Raw genomic sequence first — 12,734 nt, forward strand, 5'->3', positions numbered from 1 at the left:
TTTCGCTGCGACAGCGTGAGCGGCGGCGATCGCGACTGCGTTCGCGGCCGACCGGCTGGGCAATTGGCGTTTTTTTCATGTTTTCATTTTATACCCCCCTCAGGACGCCGCGATGTGATAAAAATCATATCCGGGCTGTTGGAGGGTTGCCAAATCGCGGAAAGAGCAAAAGCCGCGCGTCAATTCTATCTATGAAAAGCGCACATGTGCATCACCATAAAAAAAACGACATGCCGGCGTCGCAACCGACGCAACCGAGCTTATAGAAGGCTCCCAAGCGCATAGCCGGCCCACGCGAGCACGACACCCAGCACGTAGCTGCCGGCCACGTAGACCGCGAACGTTCGCCAGGCTCCGCTTCGCCATAGCTGAATATTTTCCGCGTTAAAGGCGGAAAACGTCGTGTAGGCACCCATGAAGCCTGTCCCGACAAGCAGGGAAACCTCGGTTCCGCCGGCAGCAGCAACGATGCCGAGCAGAAACGACCCCGATAGATTGATAAGCATCGTAGCGACCGGCAGTCTTGCTTGGAATCTCTTTTTTCCCCATATGCCGATGCCGTATCTCGCGCAAGCGCCGAAAAATCCGCCGAGCGCCACCAGACCTTCGTAACCGTACGTCAAGCGCCCCTCACCTCTCCGTTCCTTGCCGCCGGACGCCGCTCGCCCAGCCTGAAGCCCGCCCATGCGAACAGCAGCCCCCCAATGAGACTCGCGCCTACATACAGCGCCGCCGCCCCGGCCTGTCCATCCCGAAGCAGCGTCAGCGTCTCCACGCTGAACGTCGAAAAGGTCGTATACGCGCCGATCAAACCGGTACCGATCCCGAGCCGCAGCCATTCCGGCAGGCCCGGGCGCGTCGTCGCCCAAGCCGTAAACCAGCCAAGCACGAGGCATCCCGTCAGATTGATCGCGAGTGTCGCGAGCGGAAACGTAAATTGCCACCAGGAATGCGTCCACAGCCCGGCCTCGTACCGAAGCAAAGCGCCGACGCTGCCGGCCAAGCCGACCGCCCATCCGTATTTCATAAACTACCTCCGTCATCGGTCGAATAGATTCATCTTAGCTACCCGGGGGGGAGTTCCGTCAATGCATGCGGCAGCCGTTTGGCATAAAAAAATGAGAGCGCGATGCGCGCTCCCGATCGTCTATCTTCATATGGATATGTTCGTACAAGGTTCATGCGATCGTTAAGCCTGCTTGACCGCATACCGTTCGCGGGCGGCTTCGGTTGCCTCCACCATGTTGCGCAGCGACTCTACCGTTTCCGTTCGTCCGCGCGTCTTGAGGCCGCAGTCGGGATTGATCCAGAAAAGGCCCGGGTCGAGCACGCGAAGCGCGCGGTCGATCATTTGGGTCATCTCGTCCGCCGAAGGCACGCGGGGACTATGAATATCGTAGACGCCGAGCCCGATGCCCTTGTCGTACGTATGCGCCTCGAAAATGCCGATCAACTCGCCGTGGCTGCGCGAAGTCTCGATAGAGATGACGTCCGCGTCCAGCGCGCTGATCGATTCGATGATATCGTGGAACTCGCTGTAACACATATGCGTATGAATCTGCGTCTCGTCCTTCACCGTCGAGGTGGACAAGCGGAATGCGCGCACCGCCCAGTCCAGATAATGCGCCCATTGCTCGCGCTTCAGCGGCAATCCCTCGCGTAGCGCCGGCTCGTCGACCTGGATCATGCCGATGCCTGCGGCCTCGAGCGCCTCGACCTCGTCCCGGAGCGCCAGCGCGATCTGGTAAGCGACTTCCTCGCGCGTCTTGTCGTCGCGAACGAACGACCAGTTAAGGATCGTGATCGGTCCGGTCAGCATGCCCTTCACGGGCTTCGACGTCAGCGATTGCGCGTAGACGGTCTCGGCGACGGTCATCGGCTCAGGCAATTCGACGTCGCCGTAAATCACCGGCGGTTTTACGCAGCGCGAACCGTAGGACTGCACCCAGCCCTTCGCCGTGAAGGCGAACCCTGCAAGCTTCTCGCCGAAAAACTCGACCATATCGGTGCGCTCGAATTCGCCGTGCACGAGCACGTCGAGCCCGATCTCGTTCTGAATGTCGATCCATTCGCGGATCTGCGCTTGAATGAAAGACGCGTACTGCGATGGCGACCATTCGCCCTTGCGCCACTTCTGCCGCGCGCCGCGCACTTCCGGCGTCTGCGGGAAGCTGCCGATCGTCGTCGTCGGCAGCGGGGGCAGCTGCCACTTGGCATCCTGGACCGCGCGGCGGGATTCGAAGGCGCTCGCGCGGACCGCCGGCTCCGACGCCAGGGATGCCATGCGCGCGCGGACGCGCCCGTTCGTGCGCGCGGAGGAACGCTGCAGCGCGTCGCGGCTGCGCTCGGCCGCTCCCAGGCCGGCGGCGATCGCGTCGACGCCTTGGCTGCCGGCCTTCGCGAGGAGGACGAGCTCTGCGAGCTTCTCGTCGGCAAAGGCAAGCGCACCTTGCAGCTCGGCCGGCAGCGCGGTCTCGCGGGCCGCGCTGACCGGCACGTGAAGCAGGCTCGACGACGGCTGCACGACGATCCGGTCTGCCGAGACGGCCCCGCGGAGCGCGGCGAGCGTCGCCCATTTGCCGCGCAGGTCGGCCTTCCAGATGCCGCGGCCGTCGATCAGGCCTGCCCCGAGCGTCTTGTGGGCCGGGAAGCCCTGCTCGCGAACCGCAGCGAGGTTGCGGCCTCCGTCATGGACGAAGTCGAGCCCGATGCCGTGAACCGGCAGCGAGACGACGAATCCGTAAGCATCGACGGATTCAAAGTACGTCTGCAGCATGATCCGGATGCCCGGCGCTTCGCTCGTCAAGGCTTCATAGATGCGACGAACGCGTGACAGGTCGTCCGCCGTCAAGCTCGTCGCCAGGATCGGCTCGTCCACCTGCACCCAAGCGACGCCTTCGGCTTCGAGCTCGCGCAGCACCTGCGCATACAGCGGCAGCAGTCGATCGATCCAACCGTCGAGCTCCGCGGGGGGCATATCCCTTGGACAGCTTCAGATACGTATACGGTCCGACGACGACCGGCCGGCCTTCGATCCCAAGCTCCGCCTTGGCTTCGCGATAGGCTTCGAGCGGGCCGTTGACGGTCAGCTGCGGGTCGACGCCTGCACCAAGCTCGGGCACGATATAGTGGTAGTTCGTGTTGAACCACTTGGTCATCTCGCTCGCGGCCGAATCCCGGCTGCCCCGCGCGACTGCGTAGTAGGTCGGCAGGTCGACCTCGCCGCCCGCGTAGCCGAACCGCTCGGGCACGATGCCGAACATGGCCGATGTGTCCAGGATGTGGTCGTAGTACGTGAAGTCGCCGACCGGAATGACGTCGATGCCTTGGTCGCGCTGCTTCTTTAAGTTGTCCAACCGGATTTCCTTCAGCGTCGCGTGCAGCGTCGCTTCGTCCAGTTTGCCGGCCCAGTACGCCTCCAGCGCCTTTTTCCATTCGCGGTCTTGCCCGATGCGGGGATACCCCAGATTGCCGCTTTTCATATGCCTTCTCCTCTGCCTTCCAATATGGAGCAAAGCGACTCGCGCCGGTTGGAGCGGCGCCCGCTTTGACTGCTAATTGAAAGATAGCACAGGCATCCGGGTATAGCGTAACTTCAAAATACTATGGCTGGCTATAGCCTACGGCTATACCGAATAGCGAAGCGGATACGGACTCACTCGACTGCGATCGCCCGCTCCAGCGCTTCGACGTAGGCGACGGCGAGCTTCGAGAGCGCCGCGTTCTGATGGCTGATCCAGCCGACATGCAGCGTCTCTTCGCTCGCGAGCGGAACCGGGATGATCTCGTTGCCGTTCAGGTCCGCGCTCAGCACGCCGGTCGAGATCGTGTAGCCGTTGAGGCCAATGAGCAGGTTAAAAAGCGTTGCCCGGTCGTTCACCTTGATGCTTTTTTTATGCGACAGCGTGCTCAGAATTTCCTCGGAAAAATGAAACGAATTGTACTCGCCCTGCTCGAAGTGCAGGTACGGATAGTCGTCGAGCTGGTCGATCGTCACGACCGGATGCCTTGCAAGGGGATTGTTCACGCTGACGAAAATATGCGCCTTGGCGGTAAACAGGCTCGTAAACTTCAGGTTCGCATCGCGCAGCAGCCGCGTGATGACCTTGGCGTTGAATTCGTTGATATACAGGATGCCGATCTCGCTGCGCTGGCTTTTGACGTCCTGGATGATCTCGTGCGTCTTCGTCTCCCGTAGCGCCAGCTCGTACTCGTCTTGGCCATGCTCTAGGACGAGCTGGACGAACGCATTCACCGCGAAGGCGTAGTGCTGCGTCGACACGGAGAAATGCTGCGGCGCGGGCTTCGCGCCCAGATAGCGGTTTTCCAGCAGCTCTGCCTGCTCGATTACCTGCCTCGCATAACCGAGAAACTCCGCGCCCGCCTTGGAAAGCGAAATCCCCTTGTTCGTGCGCTCGAAAATCGTAATGCGAAGCTCCTCCTCCAGATCTTTGATCGCGTTGGAGAGGCTGGGCTGCGATATAAAAAGGCGCTTGGCGGCTTCGTTCATCGAACCGCGGTTCGCGACCTCGATAATGTAGCGCAATTGCTGAAGCGTCATGGCATCGATATTCCTTCCTGTCCTGTCCGGGCCGGTTTGACCATATAATACCATGACTTGACATCCCGGTCAGCCTAAACGCAGAGCCGCTGGGGCCACTTGCGCCGTCAGTCCTGCCCAATCAGCTCCCCCCGGCGCTTGGGGGGAACGGATCGTCGAACAGACGCCAATCCGCATCCAGCTCCTCGTTCGTCAGCAGGCAGCCGTCCAACGCGTCTTCAAGCGCTCGGCGGTCCATCTCGATGCCGATCATCACCAACCGGTTGACGCGGTCTCCGTATTCGGTGTGCCACCCTTGCGCCAACTGAGGGTCCTCGCGAAGCACTTGTTCGCGCTCCCGGTCCGGAAGCGCGGCGATCCACCAGCCGGCGGGCCCGATCTGGATGGACGGGCCGGCCTGGCTGAACGAATGGGCGACGGCGTGGCGGGTCGCAAGCCACAACGTCCCCTTCGCCCGAACGACCGCCGGCGGCCACTCGGACATCCATGTCATCAGCCGGGCGGGGTGAAAGGGAAGCCCGCGTTCATAGACGAACGTCGATATGCCGTATTCCTCCGTCTCCGGCGTATGATGGGTTTTTTCAAGCTCCCGGATCCAACCCGCCGACTGGCTGGCGCGCTCGAAGTCGAACAAGCCGGTGTTCAGGATCGCGGCCGGCTCGACCCGGCCGTCCGTCGCGCGAATGAACCGCGCCGTCGGCTGCAGCGCCCGCAGCACCTTCTCAAGCTCGTCCAGACTGTCCGCGTCCAACATGTCGCATTTGTTGAGCAGCAGCACGTCGCAAAATTCGATCTGGTCGATAAGCAGGTCGGACACTTCCCGTATATCGTCATCTCCCGCAGCCTGGCTTCGTTCGAGCAGCGTCTCTCCGGATGAATAATCGTGCCAGAAGCGGTTCGCGTCCACGACCGTGACCATCGTATCCAGGCGGCACAACTTCGTCAGGTCGATGCCCAGCGACTCGTCGATATAGCTGAAGGTTTGCGCGACAGGCAAAGGCTCCCCGATGCCGGTCGACTCGATCAGGATGTAGTCGAATCTCTCGAGCCGCGCGAGACGCTCTACCTCCCGCAGCAGATCTTCGCGCAGCGTGCAGCAGATGCAGCCGTTCGACATCTCGACGAGCGTCTCGTCCGTCCGGGAGACGCCTCCGCCGTCCCTGATGAGGTCAGCGTCGATATTCACCACGCTCAGGTCGTTGACGATGACAGCGACCTTTAATCCGTCCCGATTGTTTAGGACGTGGTTCAGCACCGTCGTTTTCCCTGCGCCCAGGTACCCGCTGAGCACGGTGACGGGGATGACTCGTTCGTTAAGCATTCCACTCGCTCCTTAATCGTAAATTTTACTATTAATAAAGATAACAAACGGTTTGCGGCCGAGTCAACCCTCTCCAATAAAAAAATGCCCGCCGAATGGCGGGCTAGCTCTCAAGGATGCGCTGTCCGAAATATTGTCCGGGCTGCAAGCCTGAAGGGCAGGCGAACATCGCGCTGGCGATATGAGAAACATAGGCGTTTAAAGCGTCTTTGTTCTGCATCATGCGGAGCATCGGCACGAACTGCCGGTCAGGATCGCGCTGATAGCTGATGAACAGCAATCCTGCATCGACGTTGCCTGTCCGCGGGTCCACTTTATCCGTATAGGAATACGCGCGCCGGTGAATCTGCTGCTTGGAATCTTTGGCCAGCCTAACGTGCGAATGCTCCGGCAGCTTGGCGGCGTCGACCGCGTCGAATTCGCCCTTGGCGCCGAATGCAGCGCCCGATACTTTGCTTCTGCCAAACGTCGCTTCCTGGTCGGAGAGCGACGTTCGGTCCCAGCTCTCCAGCTTCATTTGAATCTTGCGATATGCCATATAGGACCCGCCGCGCATCCATGCGGGCTCGTCGGCTCCCGCCCATACGACCTCGTCGTAGCCCTGCGCCGAGTCGTGCAGCTGATTCGCCGTGCCGTCCTTGAAGCCGAACAAATTGCGCGGCGTCTTGCCCGGCGTTCCGCTGGCGAAGCCTTCCTGCATCCACTTGAGCGAGGCGCGGCCGGTCGACAGCCGGATCAGGTTGCGTACCGCGTGGAAGGCGACCTGCTGATCGTCCGCGCAAATTTGCAGGCACACGTCCCCGCCCGAGATGCCCGGATCGATATTTTCGCGCGCCATGCGGGGAATATCCTTCAGATGCAGCGGCATCGTTTGAGCGATGCCGAAGCGGTCGACGCCGTCTTTGATGAAAAACGAAGGGCCGAAGCCGAGCGTGACCGTCAATCTGGAGGGCGGCAGCTCGAGCGTTTCGCCCGTATCGGTAGGCGGCACGAGCGGGTTGTCGCCCAGGCTCATCGTGCCGCCCTTCGCGCTGAGATCGCAGAACCTCGTCCAGTCCTTGAGCATCGCGATCAGGTCTTTTTTTGCTGCCGGTGGTAATGTCGAACGCTGCCAGGTACAAATAAGTCTGCTGCGGCGTGACGATGCCCGGCTGGTGGTCGTCGTACAGCGGGATCATGTCTTCTTCCGATTGGGCCGAAGCCTTCGATCGTTCCGCTTGCGGCTTGGGAATGCCAAGAATGGCGCCGATGCCGGAGGCTCCGATCGCGATTCCTGCACCGACGGTGGCCGACAGCTTCAGAAAATCCTTGCGCGTCATGCCTGTCCGGTTCGGTTCCATCATTAAGTTCGAGCTCCCTCCGTTATTTAGAGGATGGCGGCGGTTTGCGACATCAGTTCGGACAGCGCGCTGAGGCGGTCGCTTATCTCGCGGATCTGATCCGTCGTCAGTTCGGTATAAGCGACGTACTGACCGTCCTTGATAAAGCCGGACAGCGCCTTTTCCATCTCCTGGAATGCTTGGTCGAGCTTGTCGGCCAGTTCGACGTTGCTCTCGTTCAGCGCCGGGATGATCGACAGATAGACCGTCTTCGAGCCGTCGACGTTAGCCGCAAGATCGACGAGATCGATGTGCGAATATAGCTCTTCTTCGCCGGTAATCTTAGAGGTCGCCGCTTCGTTCAGCAGCTCCATCGCGCCGGCGACGACCGTTTTCGGATCAAGCTCGAGCTTCTGAACCTCGGCCTGCAGCGCCTTCACGTCGGCGATGAGCTGATCGGCGAATTTGTCCTGGCCAGCCAGCGAGTTGTCGACCCAAAGCGCCTTCTCGATCTCGTGGAAGCCGGTCCAGGCGCTTGGATCGTCCACATCGGCCAGACGGGCGTCGATCTTCGGATCCAGTTCGCCGAAGCTCTCGGCGATCGGTTCGATGGTCTCGTAATAGACGCGCGCCTTCACGTACTCGGCCTTGGCCGCGTCGACATTGCCTGCCTTGACGGCATCCACGAAGGCTTGGGTCTGGTCGGTCAGCTTGTTCGTCTGGTCGACGACGTATTGCTGATACTTTTTGACGGCTTCCTTCAGCAGCTCGGAAGCGCTCGCCGTCGACGGCTTGGCGTTTTGCAGCTTCGCCAGCGCGCCGGCCAAGCCGTCCGCATTGGCCTTAAGCGCGTCGAAATCGATCTTGTCGTAAGCCGATGCGGAAAAGATCGGCATCTCGTATTTTTCAACGTCCGTATACTCGAGCGGAAACGTTTGGCGCACGGCGTTTTCGAACGACAGCCAGGTCTCGTTGATCGTCTTGCCGAGGGTTTTGACGCCTTCCGCGTCTTTCTTTTCGATGAGGCCCTGCAGCTGATTCGTTTGATCCAGCAATTGAGCCGTACCCGTCTGTATCGCGCTGGATCCGTCGGCGCTTGCCGAGGACGAGACGGGGGAGGCGGCTGTCGCCGAGGACGAAGCGGAGGACGAAGCTGACGACGATGCGGACGGGGATGCGCCTTCGTTGTTCGATCCGCCGTTGCACGCGGATAAGGCCAGCATGCCTGCGATAGTAACAATGCCAATGGACGTTTTCTTCATCATTATAGCGATCTCCGATCCTCTAGCGCTATGCGCAAAATAAGGTTTTGAAACTCAGGAAAGCGAAACGGCGCGACGGCGCCTGCTCCTCAGCAAGGACCATACGGCCGCGGTGCAGCCGCAAGCCAGGAAAACGAGCTGCGGCAACGTGCTGTACCAGGAAGGATACAGGCTGAGCGTCGTAAAATCGGGCAGCGCTTCGTTCACCGTGGACGGCAGCACCCCGGCCATCTGAAGGCTGTGGATGCCGGAGCCCATGAATTTGAAGCAAAGATAAAACACGATCACGCTGGACCCCAGAAAGAAAGGACGGATCGGCAGCCTCGAGCCGGCCTTGACAATAATCGCAGCCGCGACAGCCAGGACCAGCAATCCGGCGGCGATGCCGGCGGCGAGCTCCGTCGCGGGCATCTTGCTGGCCATGCCGATCAGGAAGATGACCGTCTCGAGCCCTTCGCGGACGATCGCGAAAAAAGAGAGCAGCGCGAGCGAAAACATATGCCCGCCCGAGAGCGCGCGCGTGCTCCGCTGCGCGAGCAGCCGGTTGAAGCGCTTGGCGTCCGAATGGCGGTGCAGCCAATAGCTGACGTATAGCAGCATCACGCTGGCGCACACGCCCGTCCAGCCGTTAATCAGCAGGTTGTTGTGCCCGAAGGCGCTCGAAGACAGCAGCAGGACGACCGCGAACCCCGCGCATATACTGGCCAACAGTCCCGTGACGGAGCCGCCGACGACCCAGCGCCTTGCCGGCTTGGAGCCCGCTCGCTTGGCGTACATGAGCAGCGCGCCGACGACCAGCAGCCCCTCCATCCCTTCGCGGATCGGAATGAGCGCCGCGTCCCACCACGAGTATTGGGCATCGGCGAGGGGCGCCAGCCCCTCGACCAACCGGCCGATGATCGGCGCCGCAAGCTTTCTTTGATCCGGATTGCTCAAGTAGCCGTCCAGCATCACCAGGTCGCGTTCGGTATCGTTGTAAACGCGCTGCGATTGGCTCACCACGTCGCCTTCGACGGACAGCCACTGCTGCTGCAGCTGTTTGACGCTTAATCCCGCCTCGTCCCATTGCTGACGCTTGGCCAGGTCCCCGGCCTCGCGAAGCTTAAGGATGTAGGCGGACAGCGTCATCCGGCTATTTCCGTCGTTGTCGGCGAAGGCGCCGTCGCGCAGATTGGCGACCGAAAACCTGAGATTGCCGGCCTGCGACGATGCTTCGTCCGGCTTGCCGCTCAGCATCGCGAGCGAGAGGGCCGCGATCTGCCCGTCGATCTCAAGCGCCAGATCGAGCGATTGGCGCTTGACTTCGTTTTTGTCTTTCGCCCACCACTTTTTGATCGCAGCCAGGTCTTGGGCAGCGCCATCGGCATCGCCTGCATCCAAGTGCGAGACTAACGCTCCTGCCTGCAAGGCCGCCTCGTCCGCATGAGACGGCTCGGCCGCCGCGGAAGCGACGGGAGCGATCGACCAGGCGAGCATGGCAAGCAGCACGAGCGTCGCGAAGATCGTTTTTGCGGAAGACCATCTATGCTCATTCAATGTAAATCGTCGCCTCCACGCGCCTTAATCCGTTCCACTTGAAAATGATTCTCAATATTAAGCATTATAGGAGCGTTCATTTTGGGTGTCAATGCATTTATATAAAAGAAAACGGCTGAGATGCGTCATTTTATTGACATCTCTCAGCCGTATCGTCTTTATCGTCGCGCAGCGTCAGTCCGCGCTGTCGGATGCCGCTCGAACGCGGCTTTCCGAACGCCCTTTCCGGAGCCGCGAGAGCGCGCCGTACCGCGGGGATCCGAGAAAGCTCGCCGCGAACAGAAGGCCCGTCGCGAACGCCATCGAGCCCGAGATCGACGTGTCCAGCCAAGTCGCGATCCCGTAGCCGATCCAGGCGGACATCGCGCCGAACGCGGCGCCCAGCGCCAGCATCACGGACAGGCGGTCGGTCCACAGATAAGCCGCGGAGGCCGGCGTGATGAGCATCGCGACGACCATGATCGCGCCGACCGCGTCGAACGATGCGACCGTCGTCACCGACACGAGCGACATGAACGCGTAGTGCATGAGCACGGCGGGAATGCCCAGGCTCGCGGCAAGCGCGGGGGTCGAACGAGGTGATCTTCCATTCCTTGTAAAAGGCGACGATCGCGGCGACAGCGATCGCGAGCACGAGCGCGAGCATCGCCACCGCCTCCGGCACTTCGCCGACGAGCGGGAGCGCCGCCGTTTCCCAAGGGATAAAGGTAATCTCGCCCATCAGCGTATGCTTCACGTCAAGGTGCGCGTTGCCGACCTGCGTGGCGATCAATACGACGCCGACCGCGAACAACGTCGTGAATACGATGCCGATCGAAGCCTCCTGCTGTACGCCGCGGGATTGAAACCATTGCACCAGCACGGCGGTCAGCAAGCCGGCGCACACCGCGCCGATCAGCATATGCGCGCCGCTCAGCTCGCGGGTCGCCATGTAGGCCACGACGATGCCGAGCAGCACCGTATGGCTGATTGCGTCGGCCATCATCGCCATGCGGCGCAGGATAAACAGCACGCCGATCAAGCCGCAGGATACGCCGACGAGCGAAGCGGTCAGGAGAATCCAGCCGGAGTAGCTCATCGTCCCGCCCCCCTCGCGCGCCGCGACCGGGCCGACCGTTTGAGACGTCAACCGCCTCCTGCTCGCTCGCTGTCCGATATAGAGGACGATCAAGCCTTTGCTCGCGCCGAAAAATAGCGATACCATAAAAGTAGCGGACGCCGCGAGCACGATGAACGGCCCTGTCGGCCAGCCGGCACCCGCTGCGCTGAGCAGCGTCCCCGCCGCGCCGGCGCTCCCGCCGAACGCGGCCGCGAGCGCGACCGTCCACTTGAACGAATGCGTCCAGTAACGGGCGCTGACGGCGGGAATGATCAGCAGGGCCGCCATCAGCACGACGCCCGCTGCTTGGATGCCGACGAACGATGACGAGCACCAGCACGGCCAGGTAGACAGCGTTCATCAGGCGAACGGACAACCCGAGGCCGGCCGCGTAGGCAGGGTCGAACAGGAACAACTTCCACTCCTTGTATCCGAGCAGCGCGACGAGCAGGACGACCCCGGCGGTCCCTGCCATCAGCCTGACGTCGTCGCCGACCATCGAAGCCGCCTGCCCGAATATGAAGCTGTCGAGGCCGCTCTGGCTGCCGCCCGCCGTCCGGTTCACGAAGGTCAGCAGCATGATGCCGAGACCGAAAAAGACGGACAGCACGATGCCCATCGCGGCGTCCTCCTTGATGCGGGTGGACGAGCGGATCCAGTCGATCAGGAGCGCCCCGAGCAGCGCGCTGGCCGCGGCGCCCGCGATCATGACGGGCAGATTTTTGGTGCCCATCAGCACAAACCCCACGATGACGCCGGGCAGCGCGGCATGCGACAAGGCGTCGCTCATAAGGCTCTGCCGCTTCCAATACGCGAAGCTGCCTATCATCCCTGCCGCCATCCCGAGGATCAGCGTGCTGAGGAGCACCCACTGCGCGTTGTGCGAGAGCAGCGTGTTCATCCGGATTTTCCCTCCAGCCACCGGAGCATGCCGCCATACGCCGCGCTGAGCCGCTCCCGCGTAAAAACTTCCGCCGTCGTGCCGTGCGCGACGACGGTCCGGTTCAGCAACAGGACGCGGTCGAAGTAATCCTCTACCGTCTGCAGGTCGTGGTGGACGACCATTACCGTCTTGCCTTGCCGCTTGAGGCGCTGCAGCGTATCCATAATCACCCGCTCCCTGACGGCGTCAACGCCTGCCAGCGGCTCGTCGAGCATGTAGAGATCGGCATCCTGCGCGAGCGCCCGCGCAAGGAATACCCGCTGCTGCTGGCTGCCGGAGAGCTGGCTGATCTGCCGCCCCGCATAATCGGCCATGCCCATCTCGGATAGCGCGCGCATCGCCTGTTCTTTGTGCGTCCGGCCGGGGCGGCGAAGCCATCCGATCTTGCCGTACAATCCCATCGTGACGACGTCCAGCGCGTCGGTCGGGAAGTCCCAGTCCACCGATCCGCGCTGCGGCACGTAGCCGATACGCGGCTTGACCCTCCGGAAGGCCTCGCCGAAAAAAGCAACGTCGCCGGAAAGCCGCGGATGCTGATCCAGCAGCGTCTTGAGCAGCGTAGACTTGCCCGCGCCGTTCGGTCCGACGATCGCCGTCAGCGTACCCGGCTTGATCTTGAACGTCACGCGTTCCAGCACCGCGTTTTTCCGATATGAAGCATTCAGATCCGTCACCTCGAGTACTGCAGCCATA

At 61.6% G+C, this 12,734-nt stretch carries 7 protein-coding genes and 4 pseudogenes; all 11 read right to left on the minus strand.

The features are described 5' to 3' along the window. Nucleotides 1–260: 260 nt before the first annotated feature. Complete coding sequence (gene crcB, locus OMP38_RS03395; protein WP_277563885.1) at nucleotides 261–623, minus strand: fluoride efflux transporter CrcB; 363 nt, start codon at nucleotides 621–623, stop codon at nucleotides 261–263. Then, nucleotides 620–1,027: a fluoride efflux transporter CrcB gene (crcB, locus tag OMP38_RS03400; protein ID WP_277563886.1), complete on the minus strand. Its 408-nt coding sequence runs from the start codon at nucleotides 1,025–1,027 to the stop codon at nucleotides 620–622. The genes crcB (OMP38_RS03395) and crcB (OMP38_RS03400) overlap by 4 nt, the downstream gene beginning before the upstream one ends. A gap of 162 nt (nucleotides 1,028–1,189) precedes the next feature. Next, a pseudogene (metE, locus tag OMP38_RS03405) lies at nucleotides 1,190–3,482 on the minus strand (5-methyltetrahydropteroyltriglutamate--homocysteine S-methyltransferase). Nucleotides 3,483–3,655: 173 nt separating this feature from the next. Next, nucleotides 3,656–4,561 (minus strand): LysR family transcriptional regulator, encoded by a 906-nt coding sequence (locus OMP38_RS03410; RefSeq protein WP_277563887.1) that lies wholly within the window; start codon nucleotides 4,559–4,561, stop codon nucleotides 3,656–3,658. A 121-nt stretch (nucleotides 4,562–4,682) separates the two neighbouring features. Beyond that, nucleotides 4,683–5,882 (minus strand): GTP-binding protein, encoded by a 1,200-nt coding sequence (locus tag OMP38_RS03415; RefSeq protein WP_277563888.1) that lies wholly within the window; start codon nucleotides 5,880–5,882, stop codon nucleotides 4,683–4,685. A gap of 103 nt (nucleotides 5,883–5,985) precedes the next feature. Further along, nucleotides 5,986–7,225 (minus strand): annotated as a pseudogene (gene efeB, locus OMP38_RS03420) (iron uptake transporter deferrochelatase/peroxidase subunit). Nucleotides 7,226–7,248: 23 nt separating this feature from the next. Next, on the minus strand, nucleotides 7,249–8,466 hold the full coding sequence (efeO, locus tag OMP38_RS03425; RefSeq protein WP_277563889.1) for an iron uptake system protein EfeO: 1,218 nt from the start codon (nucleotides 8,464–8,466) through the stop codon (nucleotides 7,249–7,251). Nucleotides 8,467–8,517: 51 nt separating this feature from the next. Beyond that, entirely contained in the window at nucleotides 8,518–9,999 is a 1,482-nt protein-coding gene (locus tag OMP38_RS03430) for an FTR1 family iron permease (RefSeq protein WP_277563890.1), read from the minus strand. A 174-nt stretch (nucleotides 10,000–10,173) separates the two neighbouring features. Further along, nucleotides 10,174–11,077, minus strand: a pseudogene (locus OMP38_RS03435) (metal ABC transporter permease). Between the two features lie 30 nt (nucleotides 11,078–11,107). After that, nucleotides 11,108–11,999 (minus strand): annotated as a pseudogene (locus OMP38_RS03440) (metal ABC transporter permease); the annotation flags it as partial. Continuing rightward, nucleotides 11,996–12,733 carry a metal ABC transporter ATP-binding protein gene (locus OMP38_RS03445; RefSeq protein ID WP_277563891.1) on the minus strand — a complete coding sequence of 246 codons (738 nt, stop codon included), beginning with the start codon at nucleotides 12,731–12,733 and terminating at the stop codon, nucleotides 11,996–11,998. The pseudogene OMP38_RS03440 and the gene OMP38_RS03445, both read right to left, overlap by 4 nt. Nucleotide 12,734: the final 1 nt, after the last annotated feature.

It is taken from the genome of Cohnella ginsengisoli, assembly GCF_029525555.1.
GTDB lineage: Bacteria > Bacillota > Bacilli > Paenibacillales > Paenibacillaceae > Cohnella > Cohnella ginsengisoli.